At 64.0% G+C, this 19,146-nt stretch carries 13 protein-coding genes and 1 pseudogene; 4 read left to right on the top strand and 10 right to left on the bottom strand.

The window, feature by feature from the left end; all coding sequences use genetic code 11:
- The first annotated feature begins 13 nt into the window (after positions 1 to 13).
- A complete protein-coding gene (locus BTH42_RS31465) occupies positions 14 to 1,615 on the top strand; it encodes a phospholipase D family protein (protein WP_075305083.1) in 1,602 nt (533 codons plus the stop codon).
- A 69-nt stretch (positions 1,616 to 1,684) separates the two neighbouring features.
- Here BTH42_RS31465 and BTH42_RS31460 read toward each other — a convergent pair whose 3' ends face one another.
- Complete coding sequence (locus BTH42_RS31460) at positions 1,685 to 2,239, bottom strand: hypothetical protein (RefSeq protein ID WP_075305082.1); 555 nt, start codon at positions 2,237 to 2,239, stop codon at positions 1,685 to 1,687.
- A gap of 170 nt (positions 2,240 to 2,409) precedes the next feature.
- A complete protein-coding gene (locus BTH42_RS31455) occupies positions 2,410 to 2,793 on the bottom strand; it encodes an SHOCT domain-containing protein (RefSeq protein ID WP_075305081.1) in 384 nt (127 codons plus the stop codon).
- Positions 2,794 to 3,427: 634 nt separating this feature from the next.
- Here BTH42_RS31455 and BTH42_RS31450 point away from each other — a divergent pair.
- The gene (locus BTH42_RS31450; RefSeq protein ID WP_083654991.1) at positions 3,428 to 6,928 is read left to right on the top strand and encodes an ATP-binding protein; all 3,501 of its coding nucleotides are present in this window, start codon (positions 3,428 to 3,430) and stop codon (positions 6,926 to 6,928) included.
- A gap of 58 nt (positions 6,929 to 6,986) precedes the next feature.
- Here BTH42_RS31450 and BTH42_RS36205 read toward each other — a convergent pair.
- The 5 genes and pseudogenes from BTH42_RS36205 to BTH42_RS31425 form a co-directional block, all read right to left on the bottom strand.
- Positions 6,987 to 7,605 (bottom strand): annotated as a pseudogene (locus BTH42_RS36205) (AAA family ATPase); the annotation flags it as partial.
- Between the two features lie 156 nt (positions 7,606 to 7,761).
- Complete coding sequence (locus tag BTH42_RS31440; protein ID WP_075305079.1) at positions 7,762 to 8,151, bottom strand: BON domain-containing protein; 390 nt, start codon at positions 8,149 to 8,151, stop codon at positions 7,762 to 7,764.
- A gap of 49 nt (positions 8,152 to 8,200) precedes the next feature.
- Positions 8,201 to 9,526 (bottom strand): MFS transporter, encoded by a 1,326-nt coding sequence (locus tag BTH42_RS31435; protein ID WP_075305078.1) that lies wholly within the window; start codon positions 9,524 to 9,526, stop codon positions 8,201 to 8,203.
- Positions 9,527 to 9,609: 83 nt separating this feature from the next.
- Positions 9,610 to 10,797, bottom strand: a complete 1,188-nt coding sequence (locus tag BTH42_RS31430; protein WP_075305077.1) for a porin — start codon at positions 10,795 to 10,797, stop codon at positions 9,610 to 9,612.
- Between the two features lie 76 nt (positions 10,798 to 10,873).
- A complete protein-coding gene (locus BTH42_RS31425; RefSeq protein ID WP_083654995.1) occupies positions 10,874 to 12,055 on the bottom strand; it encodes a M20 aminoacylase family protein in 1,182 nt (393 codons plus the stop codon).
- A 158-nt stretch (positions 12,056 to 12,213) separates the two neighbouring features.
- Between BTH42_RS31425 and BTH42_RS31420 the strand changes: the two genes are divergently transcribed.
- Both BTH42_RS31420 and BTH42_RS31410 read left to right on the top strand, forming a co-directional pair.
- On the top strand, positions 12,214 to 13,110 hold the full coding sequence (locus BTH42_RS31420) for a LysR substrate-binding domain-containing protein (protein WP_083654990.1): 897 nt from the start codon (positions 12,214 to 12,216) through the stop codon (positions 13,108 to 13,110).
- 633 nt (positions 13,111 to 13,743) lie between these two features.
- Positions 13,744 to 14,892: a branched-chain amino acid ABC transporter substrate-binding protein gene (locus BTH42_RS31410; protein WP_075305074.1), complete on the top strand. Its 1,149-nt coding sequence runs from the start codon at positions 13,744 to 13,746 to the stop codon at positions 14,890 to 14,892.
- An 85-nt stretch (positions 14,893 to 14,977) separates the two neighbouring features.
- On the opposite strand, the gene BTH42_RS36515 is transcribed toward BTH42_RS31410, so the two are convergent.
- From BTH42_RS36515 to BTH42_RS31395, 3 genes are all read right to left on the bottom strand, one after another.
- The gene (locus BTH42_RS36515) at positions 14,978 to 15,421 is read right to left on the bottom strand and encodes a Fur family transcriptional regulator (RefSeq protein ID WP_075305073.1); all 444 of its coding nucleotides are present in this window, start codon (positions 15,419 to 15,421) and stop codon (positions 14,978 to 14,980) included.
- Positions 15,422 to 15,596: 175 nt separating this feature from the next.
- Complete coding sequence (locus BTH42_RS31400) at positions 15,597 to 17,024, bottom strand: basic amino acid/polyamine antiporter (protein WP_075305072.1); 1,428 nt, start codon at positions 17,022 to 17,024, stop codon at positions 15,597 to 15,599.
- An 11-nt stretch (positions 17,025 to 17,035) separates the two neighbouring features.
- The gene (locus BTH42_RS31395) at positions 17,036 to 18,472 is read right to left on the bottom strand and encodes a basic amino acid/polyamine antiporter (protein WP_075305071.1); all 1,437 of its coding nucleotides are present in this window, start codon (positions 18,470 to 18,472) and stop codon (positions 17,036 to 17,038) included.
- Positions 18,473 to 19,146 lie beyond the last annotated feature (674 nt).

Below are 19,146 nucleotides of genomic sequence, written 5' to 3'. Positions count from 1 at the left end.
ACCTCCCGACTCCATGCAAGTGCAGAAACATCCCCTGCCGTTCGCGCGACGCCGCTCCATCGGCGCATTGTCAGTTCGGCCGGTCCTCGTCGCGCTGCTGTGCGCGAGCCTCGTGGGCGGCTGCGCGCTGCCGTCGCTCGAAAGCCGTCCTGAATCGCACGCGCTGACGCCCGCGGTGGCCGCCAGCACCGATCTGGGCCGCGCGGTCGCCCCCCAGCTGGCCACGCATGCGGGCCTCGCCGGCATCTATCCGCTGTCGGATGCGCATGTCGCGTTCGCCGCGCGCATGGACCTGATCCGCTCGGCGCAGCGCACGATCGATATTCAGTACTACATCTGGCGCAACGATCTGACCGGCACGCTGCTGCTCGAACAGCTGCACGAAGCCGCCGATCGCGGTGTGCGGGTGCGGCTGCTGCTCGACGATCTGGGGATTCCGTCCGCGCTCGACCCGACGCTCGCGGCGCTCGACGCGCATCCGAACATCGAAGTGCGGCTGTTCAATCCGTTCGTCGTGCGCAATCCGAAGTTCGTCGGCTTCCTGACCGACTTCCCGCGCGCGAACCGGCGCATGCACAACAAGTCGCTGACCGCCGACGGCACCGCGACGATTCTCGGCGGCCGCAACATCGGCGACGAGTATTTCGATGCGACCGACGGCGTCGTGTTCGCGGACCTCGACGTGCTCGCGGTCGGGCCGGCGGCCACCGATGTATCGCGTGACTTCGATCGCTACTGGACGAGCGCGTCGGCCTATCCGGTCGAGCGGATCGTCCCGCACCAGGGCGTCGGACTGCTGGCGGAACTCGAACGCAAGGCGCAGGCGATCGGCGAGGACCCGGCGGCGGCCGAGTACCGGGAAGCGCTGCGCGGTCCGCACGTCGTGCAGAAAATGCTCGACCGGCAGTTGCCGTTCGATTGGGCCAAAACGGAGATGATCAGCGACGACCCCGCAAAGGGTCTCAACAACGCGCCGCCCGAAGCATTGATTGGGCCCCAGATGCGCGAGGTGCTCGGCGACCCGCACAAGGAAGTCGACCTGGTATCGCCGTATTTCGTGCCGGCGAGCGCCGGCACGCAGTATCTGACCGACCTCGCCGCGCACGGCGTCGACGTGCGCGTGCTGACCAATGCGCTCGAAGCGACCGACGTGGCCGCCGTGCACTCCGGCTATATGAAGCGGCGCGTCGAGCTGCTGCAAAGCGGCGTGCACCTGTACGAACTGCGGCGCGTGCCGGGCAGCGCGCACAAGAAGGAGCAGTCGCCGGGACCGTTCGGCAGTTCCGGCTCGAGCCTGCATGCGAAGACCTTCGTGGTCGACTCGCAGCGGGTGTTCGTCGGCTCGTTCAATTTCGATCCGCGCTCCAAGCATCTGAATACCGAGCTGGGTCTGGTGATCGACAGCCCCGACCTTGCGACCCAGGTCGACCGCAAGTTCCTCGCGCTGCTGCCGACGGTCGCGTACTCGGTACATCTCGACGAAAACGGCAAGCTGTACTGGATCGAGCGCAACGGCGACGTCGAAATCCGTCACGACGCCGAACCGAATACGACGTGGTATGCGCGGCTCGGGGTGTGGATGCTGTCGATCATGCCGATCGAGTCGCTGCTATAGCGGTCAGGTTGGGGGCGGCACGACCGCGGGTCGCGCAGTTCGGTCGTGCCGCTGCGCTGGCAGGCACGCTCAGAAGCGCCGGAAGTCGCGGTCGCGCAACGGATCGGGCGTGCGCAGCGTTTCGCGCAATACGCCGTTGGTGTCGAACGAGAAATTGAACAGCAGCGGAGTGATGTTGTTTTCGATGTAGCGGTACGACCAGACTTCGCGTTGCGACCGACGGAAAAACACGGTTTCCACCGGACGGCCGAAATTGATCAGCACGTCGTCGCGGGTCCATTTGCCGATTTCCGCGCGATTGAATTCGCTCAGCTGCAACACCTGACGCACGTTGACGATCTTGCCGGACGCATCGATATCGGCGGCCACGGTGGTCGTGCCCATCGGCTGGGTCGGCCACATCAGGCGGCGCCCGCCGCCCGGCAGGTCATACACTTCGCGCGGCTGACCCATGCGGGCGATGATCGTCGACTGATCCTGCCCCGCCTGGAATTGCTGCCACGGTTGCGCGCACGCGCTCAACATCAATGCGCTCACGCAGATCAGCGCTGCACGGCGCCACTTCAGTGACGCGCGCGCGGCGCGCGTGCTCGTGCCGGGAACTCGGGCGGAGCGGGTCAACATGGATTTCTCCCGATAACGTTGGGGTCGGTCGTGCGTGGTCATGCGCGGTCGTGCACGTCGGGCCGGCGGCGCTGGCGGATAGGCGCGCATCCGTGCGCGCCCTGCTCGCCGGCGACTGGCGGCCGCCGGCCGCGCCGCCTTACGTTCCGTCAGCTCGCGTGATGCGTCGCTTACTGCATCAGCTTCGCGCGCAGGCGGGTGTGCTCTTCCGCGGTAATCGAGCCGGACGCTTTCAGCTTGTCGAGCTTTTCGAGTTCGTCGGCGACGCTGAAGCCCACCACGTGGCGCAGATCTTCACGCACCTGTTTCGCGCGCGCCTCGTTGCGCTCCGCCATCCCGCGATGCTGGGTGATCAGATACGCGAAGATACCGATATACGGCAGGATGATCAGGAAAATCACCCACAGGACTTTGCCCCATCCCGATACGTCATGACGCCGGAAAAGGTCGCCGGACACCGTAATCAGCAGCCAGAACCACAGAATAAAAATGAAGATGGAAAAGATGTCAGCCAGAAAGTTCGTGAATGTGAAACCATCGTTAAAGAAAAGCATTGTTGTTCTCCTGTCATTCCGGTTGCAATTGAAAGACTTAACTGATTCCGACCTCTGGTTGCCCGCTATGCAGAGCGTTCGCAACAGCACAACAGCGCCGAAAATTTACCATGAGAGTATGTCGGCCGCGCATGGGGATTCAATATCGCCGAAATGAAAGGCGCGTATCGAATCGAACAAATCGCGGCAAGCGACGCCTCTAATTCAGCGCGTATTTCATCTGTCCTCCTCGCGAGTCATGACCTTAACTCCCTGATAGCGACCTTTTTAAGCTTTATAACTTAAGCGAACGCGACTACGCGAGCACTTTTTGAGGATTCCGTTCGATCTGAGATTCTGTCGCGACATCAGAAATGTCAAAAGAATCACCAAAAGAAGTGCGCGCGATACCTCCATTAATAGCGACCCGCCCTTGCGGATTCGGACCGGTGATCGACGCGCGAGAAGGGAGGCGCCCGCCGCCAAACAATCTGAAATTTATGCATAAGAAATCGTACCAGTCCTATTTAATGGGACGACCGGGTCTGGTCAACTCGCCGTTCCGGGATAAGTGAAAAGAGTCGGTGCCTGACAGCTCGCTTTTCAGAGCTTCGTTTGCAAGCCGCCCGCCTCTACAGAACGTTCCGGTATCGTCATGTCGTCCAGCTCCTCCTACAGCGTATTGAACCAGTTGCGCCGCTATAAGCGGCTGCTCGTGTTTGGCGGCGGCGTGGTGACGACCCTGATGCTGTTGATCGCGCTCGCGCTAGCGATCCTGTCCGCGGTGCGCGCGCACATCGCCGCCGAACGTCAGGCGTTCGTCGTCTATCACGATCGCGTAATGGAGCAGGTGCGGGCGAGCGAAGCTTCGTTTCGCATCGGTCTGGTGGGTTCCGAGCGGGCCTGGCCCGACGGCGACAGCGTTAACCCGGCGCTGCTCGCCGAGTTCCGCAAGCGGGGCGGCGAGGTGCTGCTGCAGCCAACGCCGGCCGACCTGCAACAACGCGTGTTCGCGGTCAACCCCGCCGCGCTGCACGACGACACGATCCGCCGCTATCTCGCGCTCGCCGAGCAACTGAGCCGCTCGCGCACGATCCATTCGCTCGCGCGCGGCCGCCAGCTGCCAGGCTACTTCTACAGCATCACCTACGACATCGCCGGCATCATGCCGTCGCCGCGCGCCGACGCGGCGTGGCCGGCCACCGCCACGGCGGCCGAGCGCGAACGGCTGATGGCCGCGCTCGCCGAGGGCGTGACCGGCTTCGTCGATAGCCGCGCGGACGCGCAGAATAGCGTGCACCGCCAACTGTTCTGGGTCCCGCCCGCGCTCAGCCCGCTGACCGGCAAACCGGCGATCCGCCTCGTCGCGCCGCTGCTGCACGCCGACGAACCGTTCGCGATAGTCGTCACCGAATACGAGCCCGATTTCCTGACCGCGCCGTTCGCGGCCGAGACACGCTTCGGCGGCATCTATACGATCATCGCCGGCGACGGCACGATCGTCGCCAGTACGATCCCGCTCGCGCGCGATGCCGGACTCGTCGATCCGCTGCGCACGCTGGCCGTCACAAAAAAAGCCGGCGAGAGCTGGCACGACGGCATCCTGACGATTTCCGGCCCGCTCGGCGATACCGGCTGGATGCTGGTGCATGCGTGCACGTGGCGCGACATCGTCGCGGGTATCGGCGTGCAGCTGGTGATCGGCGCGACGGCGACCGTCATCATGCTGATCGCCGCGTGGAGCTTTCTGATGTCCTTCAGAACGCGCGCGGTGCGTCCGGCACTCGATCGCTCGCAACGCCTGTTCGAAAGCGAACAGCTGAACCGCACGCTGATCGAAACCGCGCCGGTCGGGCTCGGACTGATCGCGTTGAAGGACGGCACGCCGCTGTTGCGCAGCCCGACCATGGTCGCCGCGGCGAAGCGCGTGGTGGTGCCGGCGCCGACGCTATCGGCCGAGCTTGCGGCGCGCTATCGCGCCCGCGCGCGAAGCGGCGCCCCGGACGACGACGACGTGATGCACGAAGAGATGACGCTGCCCACCCGCGACAGCGATTCGATCGATCTCGCCGTCAGCGCCACGCCGTCACGCTACCAGGGCGAGGACGTGCTGGTGGTCGCGGTCACCGACGTGACCGCGCACCGGCGTCTCGAACAGCATCTGCGCGAAGCCCGCGAAGCCGCGGATTCGGCCAACGCGGCGAAGTCGGCCTTTCTGGCCGCGATGAGTCACGAAATCCGCACACCGCTGAACGCGGTACTCGGCAATCTGGAACTGCTCGCACAGTCGTCGCTGGACGCGTTGCAGCACGACCGGCTCGCGACGATCCGCGCGTCGTCCGAAGGACTGCTTGGCATCATTAGCGACGTGCTCGACTTTTCAAAGATCGAGGCCGGAGAGATGACACTCGAGGACATCGAGTTCGATGCGCTCGACGTGATCACCCGCTCTCTGACAATGTTCGCGCCGATCGCCCAGGCGAAGGATCTGCGGCTCGTCGCGAACCTCGGCACAGCGGTCTCGCTACCGATGCGCGGCGACCCGACGCGACTCGGCCAGGTGATCAATAACCTGCTGTCGAATGCGATCAAGTTCACCGAGCACGGCGACGTGACGCTGCGCGTGTCGGTGCCCGACATGGCGGTGCTCACGGGGCTGCGCCTGCAGCTGGAAGTCGAGGACACCGGCATCGGCATCGGCGCACGGCAGCAGGCCACGATCTTCCAGCCGTTCAGCCAGGCGGACCGGTCGATCAATCGCCGCTTCGGCGGCACCGGTCTGGGGCTCGCGCTGTGCGCGCGGCTGACCCGCGCGATGGGCGGCGAGATCACGATGTGCAGCGAGCCCGGCTGCGGCAGTTGTTTCACTGTGCGCGTGCCGCTCGGCGAGCCGCTCGCCACGCCCGAGATGCCTCGCTTCGCCAGCGAGACGGTCACGCTGGTGGCGGCCAGCGAAGCTTCGCATGCGTACGCGGTCAGCGCACTGCAGGCGTGGGGCCTCACGGTCAACGCGTATCAGCATCCGGTGCAGGTCGATACGGCGACGCTCGAACTCAGCCGCACGCTACTTCTGCTCGGCGAACGCGATACCTGGCATGCGGACGACGAGAACCGCTTGATCGAAGGCGCGTCGTGGGTGATCGATTGCACCGCCGACGGTCCATTGCATCCGGTCGCGACAGGCCGGCTCGTACGGGTATCGACCTTCAGCCTCGCGGCGCTCGCACGCGCGTTGCAACATACGCTGCGCAACCTGCCGCTCGCGGTGACCGCCGAAACACCGCAGGTACTGCCGCGCCGCCTGACGGTGCTGGTCGCCGAGGACAACGCGACCAACCGCCGTCTGTTCGAGGAACAACTGGCGATGCTCGGTTGCACCGCGACAGTTGTCGAAGACGGAGCGCGCGCTCTCTCGTGGCTGTCGCGCGACTCGTTCGATGTACTGATCACCGATCTGTCGATGCCGGTGATAGACGGCTACGAGCTCACACGCGAAGCGCGCCAGCGCTGGCCGCGCATGCCGGTGATTGCGGCGACCGCGTCGGTCACACCGGAGGACCGCGCGCGCTGCGAGGCGGCGGGCACCACAAGAATGGTGACGAAGCCATTATCGCTCGCGCGCTTGCGAGCGACGCTCGCCGAGGTCACCGGGCTCGGCGTAACCGGATCACCGCTGTACTACCGGGATGAAAGCCCGCCTCGGGCTACCGCTGATCTTGCCGTTGCCCGCTCGGCACCGCAATTTCGCGGCGGAAGCTCGTTCAGCGTTGACGCTGCTGGACTTTCGTCGACCCAGTCGGTGCTGCAGTATCGCGCGGACAACACCCCTCGAGTTCCGGCGGGCACTCATGATGGCGACGGCCTGCTCGGCGGCCGGCCCCTGCCCGCGGCGCTGCGTCAGACCTTCCTCGATTCGTTCGACGCGTCGCTCGCGGTCATTGCAATGGCCCAGCGTGACAATGACGCGCCGCGCGTGCTGGCCGAACTGCATTCGATGCTCGGCGCGCTGGGCGTGTTCCGGCAACATGCACTCGCCGCGCGCTGCGCCGCGCTGCAAACCCGCATCAAACAGACAGGGCTCGCGGATCTCGGCGACCTCGACATTGCCGCTCATCTGCGCGACGCACAGGATACCGAACTGACTTACGGCGGCTAACGCGCGGACTCCTGCTTACCGACCAATACCGGCAATAACGGCACACGCGCCTCGCGCGCGCCTCGAATACGAGTGCCTCAGCGGGCGCCGCAGCCGGATCGGCCACGCTGATCGCGATATGGGTCAACACGCTTCTTGATGCGAACGCGTCGAGCCATTGCCGTGCGAGACAGGGCAGAGCGTGCTGCTCGATAAAGCGGGTCAGCACGCGCGCGCCGGTCTTCTGCACCATGCAGCGGCCGACGATGTAGTCGACCACGTCCGGCGCGTAGCTCAACGCTATGCCGTTGTTAGCCGCAATGCGCCGGACCACATGATCCAGATGGAGGCGCACGATCTGCGCGAGCGAATCCTCACCCCGCGGACGATAGGCACCACCGTCATCCGCCCGACGAGCGCAGCCGGGAACGCCTTCGACAGTTCCGGCGCCAGCATCTCGTCCGCGCAAAGACTCGCGGTTAGTTCCGAGCCGACGTGCTGGTCATCAGGATGATCATGTTGCGGAAATCGATATAGCGCCCGTCGCCGTCCTCCATGTATGCGTTATCGAGCACCTGGTAGAACATCTCGCGCACGTCGCCGTGCGCCTTTTCGATCTCATCGAGTAACACAACCTAATACGGACGCCGGCGCACGGCTTCGGTCAACACGCCTCCCTCGCCGTAACCGACGTAACCGACGTAACCGACGTAACCGATTCGACCGGCGTGGAAGAGAGAGCTGTCATGCAGATTCGTCCGGCTGCAAGCCATCCAGGCGGCCAGAGCCAGACGAACACTCGACTAAAAAGGAACAGCATGCGCCGCTCTTTTAATGTGATAACGGCGATAAGTCTAGTTGCTGCCTCGCCCACTGAATTCCTTACGCACCGCGACGCGGTTAATCACCGACTGCACGCCGGACACACCCTTCGCCACACTGCCCGCGAGCTCGACCTGCTCGGCGGTCGGCACGCTCCCCGTTAGCGTCACCACGCCATTGTTCACGCGCACGGTGACATTGCTCGCGCGCAGCCCCTGATTCTTCGCGGCCCTGAACGCGTGACGCACATCGCGCGCGAGTTGCCGGTTGGCCGTCCTGCTCTCGGCGGCGCTTTGCGACGTCACCGCCGCCAGCTGAGCCGCCGCAGCCGATCCGGCCGTCTGCGGTTGCGCATGGGCATTCAGGCAACCGATCACGAGCGCCGTCGCGCCGGCCAGCTTGATTAATTTGAATACGTTCATTGGTTCTCCTATCGTCTGTGGCCGGGTGCATCGGCGATGAGCCCGGCGGTTAATCGGTAATGCGTTCGTCGAATACGATCAGCGCCGCGAAGCTCACGGCACTGCACGCCGCCATGTACCAGACCGGCGCATAAGCGCTGCCCGTCGCGCCGATCAGCCAGGTCACCGCGAACGGCGCGAAGCCGCCGAACAGCGTCACGCCGACGCTATAGATAATGCCGAGCGAGCGCCCGCGCATGTCGCGCGGAAAGCCTTCGAGCAGCAGCAGAAAGCCGGCCGGATTCGCGACTACCCACAGCCCGATCAGCAATGCGACCGCGGCGAGAATCGGCGCCAGCGACGCCGCGTGCAACATCAGCGCGAAGGCCGGATAAAGCGCGAGCAGGGTCGCGACGGCCGTCGCGTACAGGATCGGCTTGCGCGAGCCCAGCCGGTCGGTCAGCTTGCCGCAAAACGGCGAGGCCACGGTCAGGACGAGTCCGGCCAGACCGCTCGGCAGAAACGCCGCCGCGCCCGACACATGCGTGAACCGCGCGAGCCACGACGGCAGATAGAACACGAGGATGTACATCGACGACGTACTGCCGACCATCAGCAGCGTGCCGAGCACGATCCGCCGCACGTCGTAGCGCGCCCGCGCGGCGGCCCGCTCGCTAGTGTGCGGCGACGCGTGCAGCGTCTCATGAAGATGGCTGCGAATGTACAGCCCGACCGGGCCGATCAGCAGACCGGCGAGGAACGGCACGCGCCAGCCCCAGCTTTCGAGCGCGGCGGGCGTCAGTACATGCGTGAGCAACATCCCGCACAGCGCGCCGGCGAGCGCCGACGCACCCTGGCTCGCGAGCTGCCAGCTGACCAGATAGCCGCGCGTGCCGGGCGCGGCCGATTCCATCAGGAACGTCGTCGCCGCGCCGACTTCGCCGCCCGCCGAGAATCCCTGGATCAGACGGGCGGCGATGATCAGCAGCGGCGCGGCGATGCCGATCTGCGCGTAGGTCGGCGCGAGGCCGATGATCGCGGTACCGAGCGCCATCATCAGAATGGTCAGCGTCATCGCGGCCTTGCGCCCGCGCCGGTCCGCATACGTGCCGATCACGATTCCGCCGAGCGGCCGCACGACGAAACCGGCGCCGAAAGTCGCGAACGACAACAATAGCGGCCCATACAAACCGCCGACCGGAAAGAACAGCTTGCCGATCAGCGCCGCGAAAAAACTGTAGACGGTGAAGTCGAAAAATTCGAGCGCGTTGCCGAGCGAGGTCGCGAGGATGACCCGGCGGTGGGTCGGCGCCGCGGCCGACGCCGGGCTCGATGCGGCGTGCGACGCGACGGCATCGCGCGACGGGGCAACCGGTGGACAGGTAGTTGGCTTCATGCGAGTGACTCTCCAGATGCGGACGAAAGCGCGCGCAGCACGGTTAGGCCTGCGCCGCGCCACGTCCGCGTTGCAACCCGGACTCAGAACAGGTGATAGATGCCGACCGAAGCGGTCATCGGCGTGGTGCCCAGTTCAGGCGACGCCGAGCCGGTCTGCAACGGCAACGGATTGCTGTTCAGGATCACGGTCGAGATGCCGTAGTTGCGGATGAAACCCGCGCGCGCATACAGCGACGTGCGCTTGGACAGCGAGTAGTCGTAGCCGAGCATTACGCCGAGCGCCGAATCCTTGGCCGGATCGCCGGCGGCGTCATGCACGCCCGAGGTGTCGCGGTACACCACCGACGCGCGCACCGCATGGCGTCCCCACGGCACCGTTGCGCCGAGCAGGTACGAACGCGCGATGCCGTTGCCTTCGAGCTTCGGCGCGACCTGCGAGAACGCGGCCGACAGTACGTACGAACCGACGTCGTAAATCGCGGACACGCCGTAGATATCGTTGCGCACGGTCTGCAGCCCGGCCGCGGTCTCGACCTCCGAACTCCACACGCGGTTGTACGCGCCCGACAGATACAGCGTGCCGTTGGTCCACGACGCGACCACGCCCTGGTTCGACGCATTCGGCGAGACCCCCGCCTGGTTGGTGAACGCGTACATCAAGGTCGCGCCGAAGCCCATCACGCGCGGCGAGGTCCACGACACCGCGTTGCTCTCGCGCACCAGCACCTGGCTCGAACCGGGCCCCAGGTCCGCGTTGTAGCCGACGTCCCTCGCGGTCTGCACCGCGCCGCCGGCGAGCCACGTGACCACCGAGTTGGTCGTCACTTCGCCGAACGGGTCGATGAATTGCGGCAGGTTCGCGGTCGGCTGCAGGCCGAAGCGCAGCGCGCCCCACCTCGCCGAGTTCAGGCCGACCCACGCGGCGCGATCGAACAGCGTGTTGCTGGTGCCGAGCGCGCCGTTGTTCGCGGTAAAGCCGTTCTCGAGATTGAATTCCGCCTTCAGGCCGCCGCCGAGATCCTCGCGTCCGAAGATGCCGAACTGCGACGTATGCACGCCGCCGCTCTGGGTTTGCCAGCGCGCGTTGCCGCCGACGCTCTGAAAGTTCAGCCCCATGTCGACCGCGCCGTACAGCGACACGCCGTTCTGCTGGACCGCGCTTTGCATCGTCGGCCACTCGGACAGCCACCGCTGGAGATACGAATCGGCCCACGCCGCGTGCGACATCAGCGCCACAGCCGCGGCGCAAACGGTCTTTTTATATTTCATGTGAATCCCCGATATGGACGTAGTCTGACCGCCGGCGCGGCAGCACGCCGGCCGGCGAAAAGCGGATTGGCGAAGTTCAGGCGCTCAGATATTGCTCGACGAGGGTGGCCCAGTAGGCGACGCCGATCGGCAGCGCCTGGTCGTTGAAGTCGTAGCCGGGGTTGTGGATCATGCAGCTGCCGTGACCTTCGTGACCATTGCCGAGCGCGACGTAGCAGCCCGGCACTTTCTCGAGCATCCACGAGAAATCCTCGCCGCCCATCATGCCCGGCGGCAGCGGCAGGATGTTCTGTGCGCCGACCACCGCAGCGACCGCCGCGCGGGCGCGTTCGGTTTCCTGTGCGGTGTTCATCAACACCCGCGTGACCCGCTGGTAGTCGATCTGCGCGCTGATCCCGAAGCTGGCCGCCTGGCTTTCGACGATCTCGCGCAGCCGCGTTTCGATCAGATTCTGCACGTCGGTGCTGAGCGTGCGCACGGTCAGCAGAATCGTCGCGGTATTCGGCACGACGTTGTGCGCGGTGCCGGCCTGGATCGCGCCGACCGTCAGCACCGCGGCGTCCGCCGGCGGCACGTTGCGCGCGACTATCGTCTGCAGCGCCATCACGATGCTGGCCGCCGCGACCACCGGATCGCGGCCCAGGTGCGGCATCGCCGCGTGCATGCCCTTGCCGGTCAGCGTGACCGTCACCATGTCGGCCGATGCGGCCATCGCCCCCTGCTGCACGATGAACATGCCGACCGGCACGCCCGGTGCGTTGTGCAACGCGTACACCGCATCGCACGGGAAGCGCTCGAACAGGCCCTCTTCCATCATCCGCACGGCGCCGCCCTGACCTTCTTCGGCCGGCTGGAAAATCAGGTTCAGTGTGCCGTCGAAGCGGCGCGTCTGCGCGAAGTAATGCGCAGCCGCCAGCAGGATCGCGGTGTGACCATCGTGGCCGCACGCGTGCATCTTGCCGTGCACCTTGCTCGCGTACGGCAGGCCGGTGTCCTCGATGATCGGCAGCGCGTCCATGTCCGCACGAATCCCGATCGCGCGGGGGCTGTCGCCGAGCTTCAGGCGGCCGACCACACCGGTGCCGCCGATACCCTCGGTGACTTCGTAGCCCCAGGCCTTCAGCCGTTCGGCGACCAGCCGGCTGGTGTGGACTTCCTCGAATCCCAATTCCGGATGCGCATGAATGCGGCGGCGCAATTCGACAAATTCGGCTGCCTGTTCGCGAATCTCGGGATGAATATTGATGTTATCGGCCAACGCCATCTCCTCTGTCTGTCTCTCTGTCGTGCCGCGCGGGGCAAGGGCCCCGGCGCGAATTGAGAGCCAGTCTACGAGAGCCGCGGCGAATTAAAACATGATAAAGTTTTATGCCCATAACCGTTAGTTATAGTATTTACCCTAGGGTAATAAAGGCAATGGCAATCAAGCTTCATCAATTGCGCGCGCTGGTGGCGGTCGCGGATCATGGCACGATCGTCGGGGCGTCGCGCGCGCTGTTCGTCAGCCAACCGGCGGTGACCAAGGCGATCCGCGAGTTGGAAACCGATATCGGCATGTCGCTGTTCGGCCGCAGCGCGAATGGCGTCGCGCTCACGCGCACCGGCGAATCGTTGCTGCGGCATGCGCGGCTGATCGTCGGCGAACTGGGCCGCGCGGAACAGCAGATGGCGATGGAACGCGGCGCGCAGGAAGGTCGCGTGACGATCGGCCTGACACCGCTGGCGGCACTCACATTGCTGCCCGATGCGTACGCGCGCTTTCGTCAGGATATGCCGCAAATTACGGTGGAATTCCTCGAGTACAGCGCGGTAAAGCTGCAGGATCAACTGCGTCAGGGCGCGCTCGATTTCGCGGTCGCTTCAGCGGCCGAAGCCGCGATCGATCCGTCGGTCCAATGCACAGAACTCCTGACTTACCCGCTGCAGTTCGCGGTGCGCGCGAATGGCATGCTCGCCAACGCCACTTCGCTCGCCGATCTGTGCGACGCCGAATGGATACATGCCGATACGACCGACGAATATCCGCAATACGTGGTCGATCTGTTCGAGCGTCAGGGGCTGCCTGCGCCGCGCCGGATTACGCGCTGCACGTCGCAATCGCTGATGTACAGCCTCGCGATCAGTATCGACGCGGTCATGGCATGGGCGTCGCACACGCTCGAGGTGGTCAACCTGACCGGGCATCTGAAGAAGCTGGATTTCATCGAGACCTCGCGGCGCGCGCAGTTGAATCTGATGCAGCGCGAAGGCGCGATTCTCACGCGGCCGGCCGAGTACTTTATTCGCTGCATTCACAGCGCGGCGATTATGTGACGCCGTTGACAGGATGAGCCGCGGCGCGAACCGTCAGCGTGATTCCTTCCGCTCCGGTGGTTGCCGGGGTCGCTCCGCCGCCTGATCTCCCTGCCGTACCGGTTCGCGCGTGCAGGCGTCGGCGGGCGTAACAGAGCGCACGTCGTCGCGGCAACACGCATAGACCGGGAAGCCGTATGCGTTCGTCCCGACGATGGTGGTTGGCCCATGCAGCGGGCACACCGCTTTCATCGCACCTCCCGAGACATATGGGTCAAGTGAGTTCATCGTACTCGCCGCCGAACCGACGTGCTTGCCCACGACAGCCTCGCTATTCGTATTAATCGGAAGAATATCGACCCCGGCGATCCACGCGTGCAGAACCGCTGCGCGAGCGTGACACCGCCAAGCGGGTATTTATCCGGATTGTCCGGCTTCATTTTGGCGTGTGGAAATGCTTACAGGGGAAGTCGCGCAGGCTCGAACCGGAAAGACGGCTTGCGCAGATCTTTTGGTGCAATCGCCGCGGCATCCCTCACCTGAGCGGCCGGTCCGGTATCACGCTTTCGTTGCAGCAGTCCCCGCCCAGTGGCACCAGAGGCAGCTCGCACGACCCACCGATAACCTCATGCCTGACGGCAAACAGGAGATAACATGCGTGTCGCGAAAATCCTCCGTCCTATCGCAGTTGCGGTCGTCTCACTCGTCGCTGTGGCACCGCTCGCGTCGCGCGCGGATACAGTCGTAAAAATCGGTTTTGCCGCGCCGCTCACCGGACCCAACGCCAACTACGGCAAGGATCTGGAGAACGGCGTGAAAATGGCGCTCGACGACGCGAAAGCGCAAGGCGTCAAAATCAACGGTCAGCCTGTTTCGTTTCAACTGATCGCGCAGGACGACCAGGCCGACCCGCGCGTCGGCGTGCAGGTCGCGCAAAAGCTCGTCGACGAAAACGTGTCCGTCGTCGTCGGGCACTTCAACTCGGGGACCACCATCCCCGCTTCCAATCTGTACGAAAAGGCGGGCTTGCCCGTCATCGATCCGGCCGCCACCAATCCGACCATCAGCGGTCGCGGCTTCAAGAACATTTTCATGGTGATTTCGAGCGACGCGCAGAACGCCGGCACGGCCGGCGCGTACGCGGTCCAGACGACCAAGGCGAAACGCATCGCGGTAATCGACGACCGCACGGCTTTCGGCCAGGGCGAAGCCGACGAGTTCGTCAAAGCGGTCAAGGCACACGGCGGCAACATCATCGATCACGAGTACACGACGAATCAGGCGACGGACTTCAAGACGCAGCTCACGAATCTCAAAGCCAAAAACCCCGATCTGATTTTCGTCGGTGCGCTCAATCCGCAGGCGGCCGGCATCATCAAGCAGATGAACCAGCTCGGCATCAAGGCGCAGTACGTGGGCGGCGGCGGCGTCAAGGACATCGATTTCATCAAGCTCGCGGGCGACGTGTCGGAAGGCGCGATGGCATGGGAATACGGTCGTCCGCTCGACAGTACGCCGGTCGGTGCGAAGTTCGCCGACCGCTTCAAGCAGAAGTTCGGCGAGGATGTCCTTTCGTACGCGCCGTTCGGCTATGACGCGACGTGGGCGGCCATCAAGGCGATGCAGGCCGCCAATTCGACCAAGCCCGACGACTACCGGCCGAAGCTGCAAAGCATCAGCTTCGACGGCATCACCGGCCATATCGAATTCAACTCTGACGGCTCGTTGAAGAACGGCTCATCGACGGTCTATCAGGTGAAGAACGGCCAATGGGTGACGGTCAAGACGGTGAGCGGGCTCTGAGCGAAAACGGTACGACGCTATCGCTTCCGCGCTTCTGCGTGGTTGTGTGAGAGCGGCCGCTGGCGCGGGCCGCTCTCGCTATCGCCTATCGAAACCGTAACGGCTTTGCCCGGCCTGCCCGTCGGCACTGCGCGCACACGCCGTACAACACCTGCTGCTGCGCCGACACATCGAAGTCGAAACGTTCCGCGACGTCCCGCTGTCGCGAATAAATTTCTTTCTCGAAGAACTCATGGATCTCGCCGCAACCGGTGCACACGAGGTGATCGTGCGGCTTGCCGTCGTTCAGTTCGTATACCATGCGGCCTTCGCCGAGCGCGACGCCGCTCAGCAAGCCGCTTTCGACCAGCAGTCCAAGCACGCGGTAAAGCGTACCCAGACTCATGTTTTGCGTGTCGCCGTTCAGGCGCTTGTAAAGCTGTTCCGCGCTGAAGTGCTCGCGCGCGTGCTGATGAAAAAACTCGAGCACGAGCACGCGTGGCAGCGTGGGGCGCAAATCGGCTCGCTCGAGGATCCGGTGAATGTTCATGGGGTGATGGCAACGCGACGCCCAACGTTTAGCAGCCGCAAGGTCGCGCGGTTGCCAGTCGATACGTAGGGTGATCGGAATGGTCATCGCCGCGCGTCGCGCAGCGGCAAGAGGGTGAACTATGGTGGGAGTCTGCTTAAGGGAGGCTTAAGGCGAACAACGAATCACATCACCTTCACGTCGCAAAGTACCTTCGCACCAACTCCGCCGACGCAACCAGCGCGGCCCCCAGCACGACCGCAAACAGACCACGCTCGAGCAGCGTAAACACCTGCCGCCGCCCCTTGCGCCGCTCGGCCAGATAGAACCACGCGGTCGCCGCCGTATAAAGCACGGTCGACATCAACAGATAGTGCAGCCCGCCCGCGTACACCAGAAACAGCGCGTACGCGCAGCCGGCCAACGCGAGCATGAAGTCGATGCGCCGCGCCCACAGTTGCCCCGCATACGACTCGCCACTCGACGCGAGCTTCAGCCCATAGCCGGCGACCAGCAGATACGGAATCAGGTTCATCGAGGTCGTGAATTCCTTCGCGAGCGTGAACGCCTCTTTCGAAAACAGCGTGATGATCAGAAACACCTGAATCACCAGACTCGTCATCCACATCGCGGCGACCGGCACGTGATTGCGGTTCTCCCTGCCGAGAAACGCCGGCATCGTGCGGCTCTTGCCGGCCGCATGGAGAATTTCCGCCGCGAGCAGCGTCCACGCGAGGTAAGAACCGAGCACCGACAGCAGCAGCCCGAGCTTGACCACCACCGCGCCCCAACCGCCGACCGCGGCACTCAGCACCCCGGCCAGCGACGGATTTTTCAGCGCCCCCATCTGCTCGCGCGGCAGCACCCCATACGACAGCAGCGTAACGATCACCATCAGCGCAAGCACGCACAGAAAGCCGAGCACGGTCGCGACGCCGACATCGCGGCGTTCGCGCGCATGGCGGGAATAGACACTCGCGCCCTCGACGCCGAGAAACACGAACGCGGTGCCGAGCATCGTCTTGCGCACTTCGCCGAACAGGCCGGCTGTCGATGGATCGGGAGCGGTCCACAGATTGTCGATGAACAGATTCCACTTGAAGCCGGACAGCACCAGCACGGAAAACAGCCCGAGCGCGAGCAGTTTCGCGACCGTCATCGACGCATTCAGAATCGACGCGCCCTTCACGCCGCGCAGAATCAGGAAATGAAATATCCAGATCAGCGCCGACGAACTGACGATCGCGCTCAGCGTATTGCCGGCGCCGAACGCGGGCACGACGATCGCGAGCGCCGACTTGATCAGCACCAGATAAGTGACGTTGCCCAGACAACTGCCGCACCAGTAGCCGAACGCCGACAGGAAACCGGTATAGCGGCCGAACCCGACCCGCGCATAGGTATAGACGCCGACGTCGAGTTCGGGCTTGCGCCACGCGAGCCGTTGAAAGATCAGCGCGAGCGTCAGCATGCCGGTGCCGGTGATCGTCCAGCCGATCAGCGAACCGACTACACCGGTATAACGGCCGAGCGACTGTGGCAGCGAAAAAACCCCGACCCCGACCATCGAGCCGATCACCATCGCCATCAGGCCCGGCGCGGAAAGTCTGACGCGCTTGTCCATCGTGCGACCGCTCAGATGACGATCGTCCCGGTCGCGAGGCCGATCAGCGCGGCCAATGCACCGCAGGCCGCGACCGCGAAGATGACCCACTCCACTTTCGAGAACACGCGCTGGCCGCGCTCGCGTTTAGCCAGCACATAAAGCACCGTGCCTGGCGTATAGAGGAGTGCAGACAACATCAGGAATTTCGGGCCGCCCGCGAACAGCAGAAACGCGGTGTACAGCATCGCGAAGATCGCGACGAAATACTCTTTGCGCAGCGCGCCGTTCGCCGCGCCACCGCCCTGTTCGCGATCGCGACGCGCGGCCTTGATCCCATACGCGGCCACGAGGAAGTAAGGGATCAGCGCCATCGAACTGGTGAGGTTGAGCATCAGCGCAAACGCGTCGGTCGACCAGTACGTGCTGATCACGAACAGCTGCACGACGGTGCTGGTCAGCCAGATCGCGGCGACCGGCAGCTTGCGTTCGTTCTGCCGCGAGAACACGCGCGGCATCGTCTCGAGCCGCGCGGCGGCGAACAGCACTTCCGCGCAGATCAGCGACCACGCGAGGTACGCGCCCAGAATCGACACGATCAGGCCCACGCTGATGAAAATCACGCCGAACGGACCGAGCAGCGCGCCGAGCACCGCGGCCATCGACGGTTGCCGCATCAGCGCGATATCGGCGCGCGGCAGGGTCGCGTAAGGCAGCAAGGTCACCAGCACCAGCAGACACAGCACCGCGACGAAGCCGGTAATCGTCGCGACGCCGACGTCCGAGCGCTTTTTCGCATAGCGCGAGTACACGCTCGCGCCCTCGATGCCGACGAACACGAACACGGTGACGAGCATCGTCGCGCGCACCTGCGAAAAGAGGCCCGTGCCGAACGCGTCGCTGCCTTCCCACAGATTCGCGCGGAACATGTCGATGCGAAACAGCACGATCAGCATGATGATGAACAGCACGATCGGGATCACCTTCGCGACCGTGACGATCGTGTTGATCATCGTGGCCTGCTGCACGCCGCGCAACATCACCAGATGGAACAGCCAGATACCGACCGACGACACGATGATCGCGGTCGCTGTATTGCCGTTGCCGAAGACCGGCACGAATGCGCCCAGCGTCGACTTGATCAGCACCCAGTACGACACGTTGCCGAAGCAGCCGGCCATCCAGTAACCGAATGCGGAGAGAAAGCCCGCATAGTCGCCGAAGCCCGCGCGCGCATAAGCGAATACGCCGGCGTCGAGTTCGGGGCGCCGTTCGGCGAGCGCCTGGAACACCCGCGCCAACGCATACATGCCGATGCCCGCGATACACCACGCGATGATCGCGCCGAACGGTCCGGTTGCGCGGGCGAAATTACGCGGCAGCGAGAAAATCCCTGCCCCCACCATCGAGCCGACGACCATCGCGGTCAAGGCGGGCAACGACAATTTGGTCTCGGTCTGAGTTGCCATTGTTTACCATTCAGAAAAGTAAGTTTTATCCGGAAAGCAACCGCAACACGCATGCAATACCCAACGCCAGCCTGACGGCCATCATAAATTATCTTCCCCGCCGTGACATCAACACGACCTCGATAAAGCGTGTTTAAACGGTCGATACACGCGCTAACTCGCGCGCTATTCGCCATTGTGAATCGCATCCGGATTTGACAAGCGACTCAAATCCACTATCCTCGACAACGGGTTAATCGTCATCCTTACGATTGGTACCCGTTGCATGCTTCGAGCAGAGTGTTAAAGTGGGCGCTGCGTGCAACGTACATGCGCTTTGTCGCCGGCGAAAAGAATGACTTTGCAATGGCTATGTCATCCGCAAGTCAGTCGTACGGCGGCACTGGAATCGCGCGGAAATGTGAAGGTTTATTCCTCAACATTCCCGCAGCCCGTCAGGCAATAGTCGGGATCGCGATCAGAAAAACATCTGTTCAGCAGCTCCGTAAAGTAATTAGTCGTCTTAACTGGTGGAGTCTAAATGATGGCACGTACTACTCTTGGAATCGCTTCTGCATTGGTCGTCTTCAGTGTTCTCGCTGCCGGACCGGCACTCGCGCAGCAGCCAGCGGCCCAGCCCGACGCAGGCGCAGCGCCGGCCGCGGGCGCGAATACAACGCATAGCGACCCGATCG

Origin of the sequence: Burkholderia sp. SRS-W-2-2016, assembly GCF_001931485.1 — a bacterium.
Classification (GTDB): Bacteria; Pseudomonadota; Gammaproteobacteria; order Burkholderiales; family Burkholderiaceae; genus Paraburkholderia.
Note: the sequence above shows the minus strand (reverse complement) of the source record. Positions and strands in the feature narration are given on the sequence as shown.

Bases quoted from the DNA above. Each gene is read 5' to 3' on its own strand.
- BTH42_RS36515 (WP_075305073.1), bottom strand. From the start codon at position 15,421: ATGAACATTCACCGGATCCTCGAGCGAGCCGATTTGCGCCCCACGCTG.
- BTH42_RS31435 (WP_075305078.1), bottom strand. From the start codon at position 9,526: ATGAAGCCAACTACCTGTCCACCGGTTGCCCCGTCGCGCGATGCCGTC.
- BTH42_RS31420 (WP_083654990.1), top strand. From the start codon at position 12,214: ATGGCAATCAAGCTTCATCAATTGCGCGCGCTGGTGGCGGTCGCGGAT.
- BTH42_RS31400 (WP_075305072.1), bottom strand. From the start codon at position 17,024: ATGGACAAGCGCGTCAGACTTTCCGCGCCGGGCCTGATGGCGATGGTG.
- BTH42_RS31460 (WP_075305082.1), bottom strand. From the start codon at position 2,239: ATGTTGACCCGCTCCGCCCGAGTTCCCGGCACGAGCACGCGCGCCGCG.
- BTH42_RS31440 (WP_075305079.1), bottom strand. From the start codon at position 8,151: ATGAACGTATTCAAATTAATCAAGCTGGCCGGCGCGACGGCGCTCGTG.
- BTH42_RS31395 (WP_075305071.1), bottom strand. From the start codon at position 18,472: ATGGCAACTCAGACCGAGACCAAATTGTCGTTGCCCGCCTTGACCGCG.
- BTH42_RS31430 (WP_075305077.1), bottom strand. From the start codon at position 10,797: ATGAAATATAAAAAGACCGTTTGCGCCGCGGCTGTGGCGCTGATGTCG.
- BTH42_RS31465 (WP_075305083.1), top strand. From the start codon at position 14: ATGCAAGTGCAGAAACATCCCCTGCCGTTCGCGCGACGCCGCTCCATC.
- BTH42_RS31410 (WP_075305074.1), top strand. From the start codon at position 13,744: ATGCGTGTCGCGAAAATCCTCCGTCCTATCGCAGTTGCGGTCGTCTCA.
- BTH42_RS31455 (WP_075305081.1), bottom strand. From the start codon at position 2,793: ATGCTTTTCTTTAACGATGGTTTCACATTCACGAACTTTCTGGCTGAC.
- BTH42_RS31450 (WP_083654991.1), top strand. From the start codon at position 3,428: ATGTCGTCCAGCTCCTCCTACAGCGTATTGAACCAGTTGCGCCGCTAT.